Genomic DNA, 16,834 nt, shown 5'->3' on the forward strand with positions numbered 1-16,834 from the left:
ATTGCCGCCTTGGGATTGACTAAAATTAATTTTTAAGCAGGAGTTAAGACTTTTTTCTTAGTTTCTATCGGTGCGGTTAAAGCGGATTCTAAATCGGCCTTCCCTAGTCTTGCTTCCAAAATTTTCAGCACTTCCCGTCCAAAATCATCAGGATTCTGTCGCCATGCTTGCAGACAAACTTCGCCAAAGAATGACCCCAAAGGTTCGGGATTCCAGAGCAGTTTTTTGGCTGTCCAGGGCATTAAACTCATGGGATCATAGTCGGGTTTAATAATTTCTTTTTTGAAGGCGTATTCTTCTAGATGGGTATGGGGTTGTAGTCCGATAAAAAAGATGGCTGGTTCCACTTTATCGACTCCAAAAATGTTTTCTAATTCCCGATGATAGGTGATAGTTTGACGAATAGTTTCTAGGGTTTCATCAATAACATTAAAGGAATAATTTACCGAAACCAGATCATTAAAACCCGCCGCTTTTAAGTCTCGACAATTTTGCAGAACTGTCCGCAAATTATAGCCCATCCGCATTTTACGGACTAATTCCTGAGAACCACTGGTGATGCCAATTTCAAAGTAGTTCATGCCTGTTTTTACCATTAAATCGCACAGTTTCGGAGTGAGATTATCGGCACGAATATAGGCAGCCCAATGGATATCTTTCATCCCAGAAGCGAGAATTTTTTCTAATAGTTCTTCCACGTCGTTGATAAATTTTCTGGTGGGGATAAATTGGGCATCAGTAAACCAGAAATTGCGAATGCCGCGGTCGTATAATTGGCGCATTTCCTTAACTACTTCATCCGCGGGATTAATGCGTACTTGTTTGCCTTCAACGACGGTATAGATGCAGTAGCAGCAGTTATGGGGACAGCCGCGCTTGGTTTGTACCCCGATATAAAAGTCGTTTTCTTGGAAATAGTAGGAAAATTCCGGCCAAATACCGGCGATATAGTCGTAGTTACAAGCGGATTTTTCTAAGGGGGTGGGGGATTCGTGGATTAAACGCGGCCGGGGTGTGGTTTCTCCGACCACATAACAACGTTCATCGCTAAAGTCCTGGCCGGAGAGGAATTTTTCTAGCAGGGTTTCCCCTTCTCCGACTGATACAATTGTTCCTGTGGGCAGTTTGGTTTTTAGTTGTTCGTAGAAAACACTGACGGCACCACCCCCGACGATAACTCGCGCTTCGGGATGGTATTTTCTGGCCCGCTGCAACCCTCGGCGAATTAGTCCCTGATTGCGCCATAATTCGCCGTAGTAGGCGGTTGTCACCTTTAAACCTCCTAAAGCACCGCGCAGCTTGATTAGGGGGTTTTTAGCGTAGTAAAATTCAAAGGCGTTTTGCAGGGGATTACCACCGCGACCACCGACGGGAGCATATATTTGAATATCCCGCCAGGAGAATACTAGCAGGGTGGGCCGAAATTCGTCAACACAGCGATCGAGTGCCTGGTTAAAGTCTAAGGGGGGGACGGTGCCAAGGTCAAAGATTCTTTGTTCGATGTCGGGGAAGAGTTTATGAACGTGGTCGGAAAGGTAAACCACACCGATGGGGAAAATGGGGTTACAGGGGAGTCTAACGTAGAGGATGCGTTGTGCTTGCGGTTGAGTCATGAGATTTCTGAAGGGGATGGAGACGCATTCTGAGTAATCTTAATATAACTTAACTTTGTCCGGCTTGTCTGGCAGTTATCAGTCATCAGTTATCAGTTATCAGTTATCAGTTATCAGTTATCAGATGTGAGTTTTCAGTTCACTGATTACTGTTTACTGAGTCACTGAAAAGCTTCCCACTTCCCCACACCCCACACCCCACACCCCACTTCCCCACACCCCACTTGCGTCTTAGGTTAAACTTTAATTCCTAGTACCTGTGTATGGGTTCCCCGCGCTTGGGTGACACCGATGGTTCTTTCCGATGCTTCAATCATCGGCCGACGCAAACTAACGACAATAAATTGCGCTTGTTGTGCTTGTTTTTGAATCATTTTGGCCAATTTCTCTACATTGGCCCCATCTAAAAACATATCCACTTCATCAAAGGCATAAAAGGGAGAAGGACGATATCTTTGTAGGGAAAAAATAAAGCTTAAAGCGGTTAAAGATTTTTCACCTCCAGACATGGAACTTAATCGCTGTACGGGTTTTCCTTTCGGATGGGCCACCAGATTTAAGCCACCATTAAAGGGGTCATTTTCGTCTTCTAGTTGTAAGTAACCATCACCGTCGGACAGGGTGGCAAATATAATCTTAAAGTTTTCGTTAACGGCCGTAAATGCTTCCTGAAAAGCATTAAATCTGAGGGTGGTAAAGTTTTCTATGCGTAAAAGTAGTTCGGTTCTTTCTCCTTCTAGAGTTTGCAGTTTTTCTGATAGTTCATCTAATCTCTCTTTAGTTTTTTGGTATTCTTCTAAAGCTAACATATTCACAGGTTCTAAAGCTTCCAATTTCTTTTGTAACTGCCGAATATCGCTTTGAATTTTCTCGAAATCTCGATCGCTTTCAGGAATTTCGGGCAAGGGATTGGGTAGGTCGCTTTCTAGTTGACTAATTTCTGTCTGTAAAGTGGTTAGTAATGCTTGTCTTTCCTCTTGATTGTTGACTAACTTTTCCGATTGCCAGATAGCCTGTTGTTGCTGGTTTTGTTGTTGTCGCAAAACTGTTTCTAATTGGTCTCTTTTTTGCTTGGTTTCCCCTAGTTGTCGGGATAATTGCTGTAAAGCTTGATTGATTTCTAAAATATTGTGATTAAGTTTTTCTATCTCCAGATTACCGATATTTCTCTGATTAACTGCATCGGTAATTATTTTCTCAATCTCAATAATTCTATCCCCAGACTCTTGACTTTTTTCCTCTAGTCTGATCTGTTGATTTTGTAGGTCTTTTAACTGTTCGCGGACTGTAGCGAGGTGATTTTCTTGGGTTTGTAACTCTAATTCTTGAGCGCGAATTATTCCCTGCACCTGTTGCCATTCGCTATGGGTATGATTGGCCTCTAAAGCAGTTAATTTCTCCTGTTCTTGCTGTAAGGATAACTCTAACTGAGGAATTTCTCTAGTTAATACCTCTAACCGTTGACTAGAAATACTAATTTCCTCTTGCTGTCCCGATAATTGACGGGTTAAATCCTCTTTTTCTGTGGTTAAACGTTCTAAATCCTTGCTTAATTGTTGTAGAGATAATTGATTTTCCCGATGACTTTGACGGGTTTCGGTTAACTGTTGGGTTAACTGACTGATAAGATTATTGACTTGAGTAATTTTTTCTTCGTTGCGGGTAAGAATGCGATCGATTTCTGCTAATCTTTCCCGTAGAGATTCCGCTTCACTAGACTCCTTGGCAGAAATTTTACCAAAACGCAGCCCCGATCGCGTCGGTTGGCTGCCTCCAGTCATAGCACCAGTCATCTCTAATAACTCGCCATCCAAAGTAACGATGCGATATTGATTGATATAATAACGGGCAGAGTCTATATCCTCAAAAACCACCGTACTGCCAAAAATATAGTTAAAAACCTCCCGATACTGGGGTTGAAACTTAACCAAATTCACCGCTAAATCCAGATAACCCCGCGCGTGACGCACAGAGGAAATATCTTGGGGACGGGGGGGACGAATTTTATTCAGGGGTAAAAAAGTGGCCCTACCGATGCGACGCTGTTTTAGCAAGGCAATTCCGGCGGCCGCAACGCTATCATCTTGGACGACTACATGACCTAAACGACCTCCGGCGGCGATTTCAAGAGCAATTTGATAACGTTCCTCTACTTCCCCCAATTGTGCCACTAATCCGCAGATTCCGGGCAAATCTGACTGTAATAATATTTGAGTGGCATAGGTTCCCTGGGCCTCTTGTTGTGCTTGCTTGGTCGCTTCCAGTTTATCTAATTCCCTCTGTTTGTCCCGTTGTTCCTTGAGCAGACGTTTTTGGGTGTCCTGACTGATGACGCGATTTTGTTCAGCAAGGGTGAGTTTTTGGGCTAAATTTTGGCTATCGGGTTCCGCTTGATTAATTTTTTGTAATATTTCTTGACTTTCTTCGGTTTTTGTGCTAATAACTTGCTCTAATTCTTGCAGACGTTGACCAGCTTCTACTATATTAGTTTGCAATCGATCGCATCTTTCGGTCAATTGGGCCTGTTGGCTACGGTAGGGGTTTAATTGTTCCTGAAGACGGGTAATATTGCGGGAAAGGTCGCTTTGTTCTTTTACCCAAGCTTCTGACGCTTCCGCGAGACTACTTGCTTGCAGACGATGGTTTTCTAGGGTTTCCCTTGCGGTTTGGGTTGTCAGTAGGAGATTGGGTAAAATTTCAGTTTCTAAACGGCTTTTTTCAGCAGTAATCTGATTTAATTCGAGATTGTAGCGATTAATTTCCTCTAAAAGCCTGTTTTTCTGTGCCTGAGATTCTTTTTCGAGGTTTTCTAACTCTTTTTGTCGTTGTTGCTGTTGTTGTCGTTTGGCCTGTTGACTCGCTAATCGGGAAGTCAGGGACAGGTGTTCATCTTCCCCGAAAGCTTTGACCTGTTGATTGAGTTTCTCTAATTCTTGACTATTTTGGGCGATTTGTTCGGATAAATTGGCGATAGTCTCGGTTAAAACCTGTTTTTCCTTTTCCCCAGCTTGAATTTGTTCTTTTAATTGCTGGCAGCGCTGCTGGAGATTTTGCCAATGCAGGACAATTTCCCATTGTTGTTTTTCTTGGACTTGGGCCTTGAGTTTTTGGTATTTTTCGGCTTTAATGCGATCGAGTGCTAATTTCTCCAGAGATTTTTGCAATTCTGTGGCAATAATTTGGCAGCGTTCTTCTCTTTCTTTAACCGAATCGATATTATCCTTAGTTTTCTCAATTTTGCGGTCAAATTCGGCTACTCCTGCCAATTCGTCGATAATTTCCCGTCTTTCCTTAGCATTCATGCTGATAATTCGGGTTACGTCCCCCTGTAACACCACGTTGTACCCTTCGGGATAGATGCGTAAACGGTTCAACTGGTCGTGAAGTTCGCTAACCGTACAGGTTTCCCCATTGATATAGTAGGTAGAAGTATAGCTGCCACCCTTAGCCACTTTTAAGCGTCGGGAAACCGTCCAATCCCTATCGGTTGCGTCGGGAATATCGCTAACATCAAAAGTCACCGAAACACTCGCTTCGGTGCTATGACGTTGACTGTTATAGCTGTGATTGACTAAATCCGGTAATCTTTCGGCCCGCATTCCCTTGGATGTAGCTAATCCCAAGCAAAATAGCAATGCGTCGAGAATATTCGACTTTCCCGAACCATTTGGACCAGAAACCACCGTAAACCCCGGTAAAAAGGGGATGGGAGTCGTTCCCCCGAAGGATTTGAAGTGTGAGAGTTCGACCTTTTTGATGTAAACCATGGCGATAAGCAAAAATTAGGCAAGCTATCAGCTGTCAGCTTGAATCGATAAGGGATAACTCCGGTTTATCCTTGAAAATATCCTCAGACTTGACCGGAGATGAGTTTGATTAGTTGCGTAGTTTGAGAATTTTATGGGGATACCCTTATGAAAAATATAGCTGATAGTCCCCTTAGATGGCTTGAATCCATTCTTTGACTTGGTACTCTGTCCAGATGCCATTTTGCCAATAGGGATCCGCTTCGATTAATTCTCGCACTTCTGACTCGCTGGCTGCCTGATAAATTCCAAAAACTTGGCTTAAATCTGCCGTTGGTCCGATAGTAATGAGAATTCCCCGTTCTTTCTGTTGATTTAATCCCTCTAGATGCGCTTGACGATAGGGAGCGCGTTTTTCCAGCACGTTTTCACAATAACTACCCCAGATAACAAATTTCGGCATATTTGACCTGTACTCTCTTGATCTGTTGCTATTTTACGATCGAATCGTCAATCAGACTAAATCGATATAGAAAAGTGGGGGGTACACAGAATCTACATTTTACTATAGCGGTTTTCACAGAAGTGAGTCCCGATTGAAACCCTGAAACGCCTATCTATCGATGGATTCACTATACCTCATTAGACTGAAAAACGCTATATATAGATTAGCTAATCCAGATAGGTTTTCTATTGTATTTAAGTAGGTGGGTGGAATTAAATATAAGATGAAAGTAGGTTGGGTTGAAGCATGAAACCCAACGCCTAACCATTACCATTTGTCCTCCAAGATTAAGTTAGTATAACAAATACAGTCACTCACTCAAAGTTAATCCGTTCTCGTTCGACAACTAAAGGTCTTTTTAAAATTCTCATGTGCATTAAGCCAATATATTCCCCAATAATGCCGATAAAAAATAACTGCACCGAAGCGAGTAAAAATAGTCCGACAGTAACGGGTGCGGTTCCTAAAGGAAAATAATCCCAGAACAACAATTTGGCGATTAAATAACCTAACGCCACTAGCAAACTCAGCAGAGACAAAGCAAAACCCAAAAATGTAGCAATCCTCAAAGGAACACTAGAATGGCTGGTAATGCCTAACATTGCAGCGTCATAAAGCCTATAAAAATTTCGATAACTACTCTTCCCTTTTTTACGCTGCCGTTGTTTGTACTCAATCTCAGCACTGTCAAAGCCGATCTCTGAAATAATACCTCTTAGGTATGGATAAGGATCGTCAATTTTTTTCAAAACTTCCACGACCTTTTTATCATAGAGTCCAAAACCTGTAAAATGAGCAGTAGGCTTAATATCCGATAACTGAGTGACAAGAAAGTAATAAAAACTCCGGATACTATACAGTAGAAAATTTTCTTCACTTGAAGTTTTTATTCCTTTGACTATGTGATAGCCCTCTTCCCATTTTTTGATAAAATCAACAATCAAGTCTGGTGGATCTTGTAAATCAGCAAAAATTAAGACAACAGCATCAGCATCTGGCTGAGTTATTCCATAGTAAATCGATCGAATTGCCCCAAAGTTTCGAGCATTAACGATAATTTTGACATTGGAATCTTTGATGCCAATACCTTTAAGAATGTCCACCGTTTTATCCTGAGAAGCATTATCAATAAATAGATGTTCATAATCATATTTTTCTAAGTCCGCAAAAATCTGTTTGACTTGAAGATAAATCTCTTCGATATTCCCCTCCTCATTATAGCAAGGAGTCACTACACTAATTTTTTTCATTGTCTATTTCCTCTAAAAACAAAGGTTTTATTCAAGAAATAAGAAACAATTGCTAGAGGCAATACTAAGATAGCTTGTGCCACTAAGATATTGATTCCTAGCATCTTAACAATTCGTAAGGATTCAGCGTTTAATAAGTAAATCACTAAATAAACACCAATAAAGCGAGTTAGTAGTCGATTATTTTGGTCTTTAAAAACGATAGCTCCGATAGTTTTAAAGTTGAATAATACCCCGCAAATAGTAGCGATAAGTAAGGAATAGCGATAATCTAATCCTAGACAAATCAGCAAGGCAAAGACGGAATAACCAAATAAGGTATTAATTACCCCCACTAACAAAAATCTAACAAATTTACTTTTTTGGAACAGATACATTTTTCAAGTTTATTTTGACAATTAGTGATTACATTGGTCTTTACCTTCTCCTCACCTGTAAAATGGCTAATACACTCTTTGTAGCATGGCCAGAGCCGATTGCACAATGCCATCCAAATCAAGTCCTTGTTGGGAACGTAAAACTGTTTGACTACCGGCGGTTTTAACTGCTTCTCTTTTTAACCTTAAAGGCTTAAATTCAACAGTTTCGCTCGACTGTGCCAGAACTTCTGCAACTGCACTTCCTAAACCGCCAATTCCATGTTCTTCTAGGGTGATTATCTTCTTAGTCTTTTGGGCAGATTGTAAGATAGATTGTTCATCTAGAGGGTAGAGAGTCGGCATACTCAAAACTTCAATAGAATAACCCTGCATCGTCAGTTTTTCAGCCGCTTTAACGGTTAAATCTAGCATTCCCCCTATACTGATTAAGGTCAAATCTGTTCCCGACTGTAACTCGATTGCCTTACCAATTTCAAACTGAGGTTCCCTAGGGTGAACTTGAGGTTCACCGGCTTTCCCTAATCTTAAATAACACGGACTAGATAGGTTAACAATAGCTTGAGTAGCTAATTTAGCTTCTAGAGGATCCCCTGGAGCGATAACAGTCATATTAGGCAACACTCTCATCACCGCCAAATCTTCCATGCCATGATGAGTATAACCCAGAGAACCGTAGGTCAGTCCACCACCAACAGCAACAATATTAACATTGAGATTGTGATAACAGACATCATTACGAATCTGTTCAAAACATCGCATGATCGGAAAATTGACAATAGAATAGGCAAAGACGATTTTGCCAGACATTGCTAGACCCGCAGCTATGCCGATCATGTTTTGTTCGGCAATACCCACATTCACAAATCGTTGAGGAAATTGGCCTGCAAATCCTTCGAGGACAGAATAGCCTAAGTCTCCGCAAAGAAGCCAAATCCTCTCATCTTTCTTGGCTATTTCACAAAGCGTATTGATAAAAGCTGTTCTCATGATTTCCCCTCAATTTCTGCTACGGCTTGTTCTAGTTGTTCTTGATTCGGTGACTTGTAATGCCAAGCCAGTTGATTTTCCATAAAACTGACTCCTTTTCCCTTAACAGTATGGGCGATAATACAGCTAGGTTTGCCCTTTTCAAAAGGAACACTATTGAAAGCATCTTCAATCTGCTGGAAATTATGACCGTCAATTTCTCGCACTGACCAACGAAATGCCTGGAATTTAGCTGTTAAGGGTTCAAGGTCAAGCACTTCTTTGACCGTGCCAAAACTCTGAATCTTGTTATAGTCCACAATAACAACTAGGTTATCGAGTTGATGCTGAGGCGCAAATAAAATTGATTCCCAGTTTGAGCCTTCATCCATTTCGCCATCACTAACTAGAACAAATACTCGGTAGGGTTTATCTTCACGTTTACCAGCTAGAGCTATACCACAACCGATAGGTAAACCATGACCTAAAGACCCGGTAGAGGCTTCTATTCCGGGTAGATAATGACTGATATGACCAGTTAACTTAGAACCATCTTGACAATAGGTTTCTAGCCATTCTAGGGGAAAAAATCCCCGTTCAGCCAGTACTGCGTAGAGAATAGCCGCACTATGACCTTTACTGAGAATAAATCGATCGCGGTCTAGCCAATTTGGGTTAGTCGGATCAACTCGGAGAATTTTGCCATATAGCACAGCTAATAAATCAGCCATACTTAAGCAACTGCCAATGTGAGAGGCATTGGCTCGATGAACCATTTGTAAGGAAATTAGACGGATTTGTTTGGCTAATTTTTCGAGCATTGGCGTTCAATCATGAGGTAGTTTTTGTTGATATAAAGTTTTGAATTTGTTGGCTATGTTTTTCTCGATGAAGAAAGAAAAAGTTAGTTTCTAGAGTCGTATCGTCCATGAGGGAAAATCGGGATAAATTATGATCACAGACGGTAAAGCAATCATAACCGATCTCAGTCATTAAGTCAATGATCTGATTAGGGTGGTAATTAAATTTGGCTGACCATTTTCTGAGCATCTCTGTAAAAATTATTGGTTTGTCTCGTTTAATTGTCTCCAGACCTCCTTGATAAACTAAAAGTTCTGCTCCTTCCACATCACATTTAATAAAATCTATCTTGACAGGATTTTCATCGATAAATTCATCCAACCTTTTCACTTCGCAAGTTATTTCTTTAATGGTTTCACTCTCTGTAATATTCACTAAAGACGCACTCACAGAAGCTTCTGGTTGAACGTAAAATTTTAATCTTTCATTTTGATTAGAAAATCCAAAATTGTAGAGAGTTATGTTGTTAATCTCTAAGTTTAAGTCTAGATTTTTTTGAAAATAATCAAAAGTTGATTTTACTGGTTCAAATGACCATATCTTAGCTTGATTAAATCGCTTGGCAATACTTAGAGAATACCAGCCAATATTAGCTCCAATATCAAAGATATTACAGGAGTCTCCCAAGGTTGAAATTAACTCAAAAATTAAATGACTTTCTGCTGGTTCATAGAAACTAAAATTGAGTATTTCAAAGGGGGCTGCTCGTTTATCTGGCTGATTACACCAGACATTGATTCCTTGTTCCCTAGAAGTAAATACAACTCCATCGTCTTGAATCCTAATACTAGCAATGTCAGTATCCTTGAGAAGTTCAGAATAGTCAAACAGAAGCTGGTGAAATTGATACATTTCATCAATATATTGCTGTTTATTGCTCTGTCCCAAATGATAGTGTTGTTTCCTGTCCAATAACTTCATAAAAAACTCCCAATTGTACGTTTAAAACCTTCTTCAATGCTGGTTTGCGGTTGCCACCCTAAGGCCAATAACTTAGAAATATCCGGACAATTCCGGGAGACTTGACTCGGAATATAATCGGGATTATCTTGGATGGGTTGGCGAAGGAGTTTTAATCCTTTTTCAGGAAATAAATCCACAAGTTTCACCGCCAATTCTAATATACTTATCTCCCCTTGAGGATTTCCTAAATTATAGGCTTGTCCATTCTCCCCCTTCAGAAGAATAGTTAAAAAACCTTGAACGGCATCGGCTAAATAACAAAAAGCGCGACGAGCGCTTCCGTCACTTTTCATAATTATATCACGATTGTTGACAATATCAGCTACAAAATCTGCATAGACTCGACCATCATCCAAGCTTAACCCCGGCCCATAAGTATGAAAAGGACGGACAATTTTAGTAGGAATGTTGTATTGATGAAACCAAGAAACACACATATTTTCGCCCATACGCTTGCTTTCAGCATAACAGGAACGAACTAAGGTCGGATCCAGATAACCATAATTATCTTCCCTAATTTGCTCACAAGAGGGATCAACTTTTCCATACACCTCACTACTACTGAAATAGAGAAAGCTTTCCACTTGATGGAGTTGAGCAAGTTCGAGAAGATTATAAGTTCCTACAGTATTCGCTAATAATGTTCCCACTGGATCTTTCCCATAATACTTCGGACTGGCTTGACTGGCAGCATGAATGATAAAATCTATTTTCAAGTCTAAAGAAATCGGACTAGAAACATCCTGCTCAATTAACTCTAAATCGGTTCTATTCTGGTAAAACTCCAATCGTTTTAAGGCTTTCTCCTTATTTCTGACTAAGCCAATCACTTTGATAGAAGAATGTTTTTTTTGTTCATTCAAATAGAGCAAGGTTTCCACGATGTAAGCTGGTAAAAATCCATTGGCTCCCGAAATAAAAACTGTTTTTCCTGCCAAAGTTTGCCAAGGTAAATCAGCTGCAATAATTTGCCTCAAATCTTGTTCAACAATTTTATGTCTCATAATTTTCTAACTCAGAAAAATATTGGTTTGTGATCCCGAATAATATCTAGTATCCCATCGAGGATAGATTTCCTTGCCGATGCTTTTAAGTCTAGCTGATCATTAGCCCAAATAAAACTCTCTAAAAGCCAGCAGCCAAAAAAGCCTGTACCTCCAGTAATAAATATCCGTTGTCCCCGCAATTCCTCCCACAGGGTTTTAGTATGGGCAAGAATGTGATTTAAGTCATTTGTTAGGTTAGGTTGCATCTTCAGCCCCGAATCATTACCAAGATTTCTTCCATGATTTTATCAGCATTTGACAAGTCTCCTACAAGGTTTCTGGTTCAACGCCTATTTCTCTTAATTTTTCAGCTAATTTGTGCCGTAACATTCGCTCCTGTTCGAGTTGATATTCAGTTTGTGCGACTCGTTCACTCCCCCATAATAACAGATTGCCCGACTTATCCCACCAACGCAACCAATAGGCTGTCACTTCAGCTTTTTTTCCCTGCCAGACTCCCAAAAATAAGTTAATCTCTGCTATCCAATAACGATTGTTTTCATCAGGTTTTTGTTGTTCATACCTTCCTTGATTTAATCGATAAATTTCTAATTCTCCTGTTTTTGGCTGAAAAATTCCATAGACAGGTACTTGTAAGATTTGCTCGTAAAAATACCATTTTCCATAGGGATAGTGAGGGTTGATGGAATACTCACCCCCTTCGGTTTCCGAGATAAACTCTAGGACGATGGTAGGAATTTCTCCTTCAATATGGGGAGTATAACTGCGCCGAATTTTTCCGCTAGGAATCGGTTTTACTGAGGGAATATAAACCCAGTCAGGTGCTTTGACAACTGTTTGAGTTTTAACGGTAGCACACAAGCCAAAATTAGAAGCAATTAGCATTGATTCTAGAATTAGTCCTGCTAATTCTAGGGATTCGCGTAAAGCTGCTGCTAAGAGAGGTTGCAGGTTATTGTCCACAGGTTCGTCAGGTAGAATAAAATCATCTGGCAGTTTTTCCCAGGTAATAGTTGGTAAGGGGTTTGACTGAAGTAGTTGCATGGCTGTCATAAGTAATTTCACTAATTCAAATATCTAAAATGGGTTATAGATTTTCAGGATTAACTCCCAACTCTTTTAACTTTTGCACCAAACGTTGGCGAGAAATTTGTTCTTGCTTAAGTTCTAACTCAGCTTGTTCGGCTCGTTGACGCTCTTGCTCGGTTCGTTGCCGCTCTTGCTCGGCTCGTTGCTTTTCCTGTTCGGCTCGTTGCCGCTCTTGCTCGGCTCGTTGCCTTTCTTGCTCTACTAACTCACTGCCCCATAATAGCAAATTTCCCGACTTATCCCACCAACGCAACCAATAGGCTGTCACTTCAGCTTTTTTTCCCTGCCAGACTCCCAAAAATAAGTTAATCTCTGCTATCCAATAACGATTGTTTTCATCAGGTTTTTGTTGTTCATACCTTCCTTGATTTAATCGATAAATTTCTAATTCTCCTGTTTTTGGCTGAAATATTCCATAGACAGGTACTTGTAAGATTTGCTCGTAAAAATACCATTTTCCATAGGGATAGTGAGGGTTGATGGAATATTCACCCCCTTCGGTTTCCGAGATAAATTCTAGTACAATAGATGGCATTTCTCCTTCAAGATGGGGAGTATAACTGCGCCGAATTTTTCCGCTAGGAATCGGTTTTACTGAGGGAATATAAACCCAATCAGGTGCTTTGACAACTGTTTGAGTTTTAACGGTAGCACATAAGCCAAAATTAGAAGCAATTAACATCGATTCTAGAATTAGTCCTGCTAATTCTAGGGATTCGCGTAAAGCGGCTGCTAAGAGAGGTTGCAGGTTATTGTCCACAGGTTCGTCAGGTAATACAAAATCATCTGGCAGTTTTTCCCAGGTGATTGGCGGTGATTTTGGGGGTAAATCAATAGCAGATGGTGTCATTGTCGTCAACAGTCCTTCCTAATATTTAATAAGCTCTCATAAACTGCCCGCGACTAAGTAGGTGCATTAAATTAATTATAAAATAGACCTGTAGGTGGACAATGCTGGCAATTATTGGCTCTTCTCGACTTTGTGTGATAATTTTTGCTTATGGAATCGTGAAATGCTTATCAGGCAAGACTTTTAGTGCTATTTGGCGGAATAAACTATCAGTATAGACCTCGTTTCCACACAGAAACCAGAAGAGCCAATTATTTCATACACTATCATCAACTTCAACTCCTAGCGCTCTTAATTTTGCTGCCAAGCGCTCGGCTCGTTGCTTTTCCTGCTCGGCTCGTTGCTTTTCTTGCTCGGCTCGTTGCTTTTCCTGCTCTACTAACTCACTGCCCCATAATAGCAAATTTCCCGACTTATCCCACCAGCGCAACCAATTAGTAGTAAATTCAGCTTTGATTCCTTGCCAGACTCCCAAAAATAAGTTAATCTCTGCTATCCAATAACGATTGTTTTCATCAGGTTTTTGTTGTTCATACCTTCCTTGATTTAATCGATAAATTTCTAATTCTCCTGTTTTTGGCTGAAAAATTCCATAGACAGGTACTTGTAAGATTTGCTCGTAAAAATACCATTTTCCATAGGGATAGTGAGGGTTGATGGAATATTCACCCCCTTCGGTTTCCGAGATAAATTCTAGGACAATAGATGGCATTTCTCCTTCAAGATGGGGAGTATAACTGCGCCGAATTTTTCCGCTAGGAATCGGTTTTACTGAGGGAATATAAACCCAATCAGGTGCTTTGACAACTGTTTGAGTTTTAACGGTAGCACATAAGCCAAAATTAGAGGCAATTAGCATCGATTCTAGAATTAATCCTGCTAATTCTAGGGATTCTCGTAAAGCTGCTGCTAAGAGAGGTTGCAGGTTATTGTCCACAGGTTCGTCAGGTAGAATAAAATCATCTGGCAGTTTTTCCCAGGTGATAGTTGGTAAGGGGTTTGACTGAAGTAGTTGCATGGCTGTCATAAGTAATTTTACTAATTCAAATATCTAAAATGGGCTATAGATTTTCAGGATTAACTCCCAACTCTTTTAACTTTTGCACCAAACGTTGGCGAGAAATTCGTTCTTGCTCAAGTTCTAACTCAGCTTGCTCGGCTCGTTGACGCTCTTGTGCGGCTCGTTGCTTTTCCTGCTCTGCCCTTAGTTTTTCCTGTTCAGCCCGTTGCTTTTCTTGTTCTACTAACTCACTCCCCCATAATAATAAATTTCCTGACTTATCCCACCAGCGCAACCAATTAGTAGTAAATTCAGCTTTGCTTCCTTGCCAGATACCGATAAACAAATTAAGTTCTTTTATCCAATAACGATTGTTTTCGTCTGGCAACTGCTGCTCATACTTTCCTGCCACTAAACAATAAACATCTAATTCTCCCGTTTTTGGCTGAAAAATTCCATAGACAGGTACTTGTAAGATTTGCTCGTAAAAATACCATTTTCCATAGGGATAGTGAGGGTTGATGGAATATTCACCCCCTTCGGTTTCCGAGATAAACTCTAGGACAATAGCTGGAATTTCTCCTTCAAGATGGGGAGTGTAACTGCGCCGAATTTTTCCGATGGGAATCGGTTTTACCGAGGGAATATAAACCCAGTCAGGTGCTTTGACAACTGTTTGAGTTTTAACGGTAGCACATAAGCCAAAATTAGAGGCAATTAGCATCGATTCTAGAATTAATCCTGCTAATTCTAGGGATTCTCGTAAAGCTGCTGCTAAGAGAGGTTGCAGGTTATTGTCCACAGGTTCGTCAGGTAGAATAAAATCATCTGGCAGTTTTTCCCAGGTGATAGTTGGTAAGGGGTTTGACTGAAGTAGTTGCATGGCTGTCATAAGTAATTTCACTAATTCAAATATCTAAAAATGGGCTATAGATTTTCAGGATTAACTCCCAACTCTTTTAACTTTTGCACCAAACGTTGGCGAGAAATTCGTTCTTGCTCAAGTTCTAACTCAGCTTGTTCGGCTCGTTGCTTTTCCTGTTCAGCCCGTTGCTTTTCTTGTTCTACTAACTCACTCCCCCATAATAATAAATTTCCTGACTTATCCCACCAGCGCAACCAATTAGTAGTAAATTCAGCTTTGCTTCCTTGCCAGATACCGATAAACAAATTAAGTTCTTTTATCCAATAACGATTGTTTTCGTCTGGCAACTGCTGCTCATACTTTCCTGCCACTAAACAATAAACATCTAATTCTCCCGTTTTTGGCTGAAAAATTCCATAGACAGGTACTTGTAAGATTTGCTCGTAAAAATACCATTTTCCATAGGGATAGTGAGGGTTGATGGAATATTCACCCCCTTCGGTTTCCGAGATAAATTCTAGGACAATAGCTGGAATTTCTCCTTCAAGATGGGGAGTGTAACTGCGCCGAATTTTTCCGATGGGAATCGGTTTGACTGAGGGAATATAAACCCAATCAGGTGCTTTGACAACTGTTTGAGTTTTAACGGTAGCACATAAGCCAAAATTAGAAGCAATTAACATCGATTCTAGAATTAGTCCTGCTAATTCTAGGGATTCGCGTAAAGCGGCTGCTAAGAGAGGTTGCAGGTTATTGTCCACAGGTTCGTCAGGTAATACAAAATCATCTGGCAGTTTTTCCCAGGTGATTGGCGGTGATTTTGGGGGTAAATCAATAGCAGATGGTGTCATTGTCCTAAACAGTCCTTTCTATATTTAATAAGCTCTCATAAACTGTCCACGACTAAGTAGGTGCATTAAATTAATTATAAAATAGACCTGTAGGTGAACAATGCCTGCAATTATTTCATACACTATCATCAACTTCAACTCCTAGCGCTCTTAATTTTGCTGCCAAGCGTTCAGCCCGTTGCTTTTCCTGCTCGGCCCGGTGCTTTTCCTGCTCGGCCAACTCCTCTATGGTGGGGAGCAATTGCCCCTCTGCTGTTGCCCAACGTAGCCAAGTAATCGGCTCTTGTTCATCCCCATAAATTCCCTGCCACCGCACTAACACTAGCCCTAATATTTCGCTGCTGAACCTGCCTTGAGCATCTGGGTTTAAAGATTTATAAACACCCCCTTCTAAGCGATGTCCCGCTAAATCTTCTGGGTCAAAGGGATCATACCAAAAGTATTCTGTCACCCGCAAACGATTCTGATAGATAAGCTTTTTCTCTTCTTTATCTTTTTTTGCTGTACTTTCAGAAAGCAACTCAATCACCACATCAGGAGCTTTTTCTTCTTCCCAGACGACCCAGCTTTTCCGTTCTTTTCGAGGCACGTCCACAACGACAAATACATCGGGCCCGCGATAATCCTCGTTACGCACTTGATTGGGGCTAAAGTAAACAAACATATTGCCTCCGACAAACGCTTCCCGTCCTTGGTTTTTTAACCACCGGGAGAGAGGTCTGACTAATAACTGCATTTGCAGTCCGTGTCGCTGGGTTTCCATGGGAATACCATCATCAGAAGGTAGTTCATCTTCGGTCGGTGGTAGCTTGATCCCTTGTGGGTTAGCTGCAATTAGGAGGGTTTCTTGAGCCATTGGTTGGTTGGGGTGAACAACTGATGCCACTT

Annotated in this window: 16 protein-coding genes; all 16 read right to left on the minus strand. The window is 40.8% G+C overall.

The genetic code is table 11. The features are described 5' to 3' along the window. Nucleotides 1-32: 32 nt before the first annotated feature. The gene (locus VL20_RS09920; RefSeq protein WP_052276392.1) at nucleotides 33-1,613 is read right to left on the minus strand and encodes a photosystem II high light acclimation radical SAM protein; all 1,581 of its coding nucleotides are present in this window, start codon (nucleotides 1,611-1,613) and stop codon (nucleotides 33-35) included. Nucleotides 1,614-1,849: 236 nt separating this feature from the next. Then, on the minus strand, nucleotides 1,850-5,380 hold the full coding sequence (gene smc / locus VL20_RS09925) for a chromosome segregation protein SMC (RefSeq protein WP_052276393.1): 3,531 nt from the start codon (nucleotides 5,378-5,380) through the stop codon (nucleotides 1,850-1,852). Between the two features lie 172 nt (nucleotides 5,381-5,552). Then, the gene (locus VL20_RS09930) at nucleotides 5,553-5,822 is read right to left on the minus strand and encodes a YciI family protein (RefSeq protein WP_002762776.1); all 270 of its coding nucleotides are present in this window, start codon (nucleotides 5,820-5,822) and stop codon (nucleotides 5,553-5,555) included. A 356-nt stretch (nucleotides 5,823-6,178) separates the two neighbouring features. Further along, entirely contained in the window at nucleotides 6,179-7,114 is a 936-nt protein-coding gene (locus VL20_RS09935) for a glycosyltransferase family 2 protein (protein ID WP_052276394.1), read from the minus strand. After that, complete coding sequence (locus VL20_RS09940) at nucleotides 7,111-7,491, minus strand: GtrA family protein (protein ID WP_052276395.1); 381 nt, start codon at nucleotides 7,489-7,491, stop codon at nucleotides 7,111-7,113. Before VL20_RS09940 ends, VL20_RS09935 begins: the two co-directional genes overlap by 4 nt. A 66-nt stretch (nucleotides 7,492-7,557) precedes the next feature. Beyond that, nucleotides 7,558-8,481, minus strand: coding sequence for a transketolase family protein (locus tag VL20_RS09945; RefSeq protein ID WP_052276396.1), 924 nt, complete (start codon nucleotides 8,479-8,481; stop codon nucleotides 7,558-7,560). Then, nucleotides 8,478-9,281 carry a transketolase gene (locus VL20_RS09950; RefSeq protein WP_052276397.1) on the minus strand — a complete coding sequence of 268 codons (804 nt, stop codon included), beginning with the start codon at nucleotides 9,279-9,281 and terminating at the stop codon, nucleotides 8,478-8,480. Before VL20_RS09950 ends, VL20_RS09945 begins: the two co-directional genes overlap by 4 nt. Before the next feature lie 10 nt (nucleotides 9,282-9,291). Further along, nucleotides 9,292-10,242: an FkbM family methyltransferase gene (locus VL20_RS09955; protein ID WP_052276398.1), complete on the minus strand. Its 951-nt coding sequence runs from the start codon at nucleotides 10,240-10,242 to the stop codon at nucleotides 9,292-9,294. Continuing rightward, nucleotides 10,239-11,288, minus strand: coding sequence for an NAD-dependent epimerase/dehydratase family protein (locus VL20_RS09960; RefSeq protein WP_052276399.1), 1,050 nt, complete (start codon nucleotides 11,286-11,288; stop codon nucleotides 10,239-10,241). Before VL20_RS09960 ends, VL20_RS09955 begins: the two co-directional genes overlap by 4 nt. A gap of 11 nt (nucleotides 11,289-11,299) precedes the next feature. Beyond that, complete coding sequence (locus VL20_RS09965) at nucleotides 11,300-11,536, minus strand: NAD(P)-dependent oxidoreductase (RefSeq protein ID WP_052276400.1); 237 nt, start codon at nucleotides 11,534-11,536, stop codon at nucleotides 11,300-11,302. Nucleotides 11,537-11,597: 61 nt separating this feature from the next. Continuing rightward, on the minus strand, nucleotides 11,598-12,344 hold the full coding sequence (locus VL20_RS09970; protein WP_052276401.1) for a Uma2 family endonuclease: 747 nt from the start codon (nucleotides 12,342-12,344) through the stop codon (nucleotides 11,598-11,600). A 34-nt stretch (nucleotides 12,345-12,378) separates the two neighbouring features. Next, complete coding sequence (locus VL20_RS09975) at nucleotides 12,379-13,230, minus strand: Uma2 family endonuclease (RefSeq protein ID WP_052276402.1); 852 nt, start codon at nucleotides 13,228-13,230, stop codon at nucleotides 12,379-12,381. A gap of 256 nt (nucleotides 13,231-13,486) precedes the next feature. After that, nucleotides 13,487-14,257 carry a Uma2 family endonuclease gene (locus VL20_RS09980; RefSeq protein WP_052276403.1) on the minus strand — a complete coding sequence of 257 codons (771 nt, stop codon included), beginning with the start codon at nucleotides 14,255-14,257 and terminating at the stop codon, nucleotides 13,487-13,489. A 34-nt stretch (nucleotides 14,258-14,291) separates the two neighbouring features. Further along, nucleotides 14,292-15,122: a Uma2 family endonuclease gene (locus VL20_RS09985; RefSeq protein ID WP_052276404.1), complete on the minus strand. Its 831-nt coding sequence runs from the start codon at nucleotides 15,120-15,122 to the stop codon at nucleotides 14,292-14,294. A 35-nt stretch (nucleotides 15,123-15,157) separates the two neighbouring features. Then, nucleotides 15,158-15,946 (minus strand): Uma2 family endonuclease, encoded by a 789-nt coding sequence (locus VL20_RS09990; RefSeq protein ID WP_052276405.1) that lies wholly within the window; start codon nucleotides 15,944-15,946, stop codon nucleotides 15,158-15,160. Between the two features lie 115 nt (nucleotides 15,947-16,061). After that, nucleotides 16,062-16,802, minus strand: a complete 741-nt coding sequence (locus tag VL20_RS09995; protein ID WP_052276406.1) for a Uma2 family endonuclease — start codon at nucleotides 16,800-16,802, stop codon at nucleotides 16,062-16,064. Between the last annotated feature and the right edge of the window lie 32 nt (nucleotides 16,803-16,834).

Source organism: Microcystis panniformis FACHB-1757 (assembly GCF_001264245.1).
Lineage (GTDB): Bacteria > Cyanobacteriota > Cyanobacteriia > Cyanobacteriales > Microcystaceae > Microcystis > Microcystis panniformis.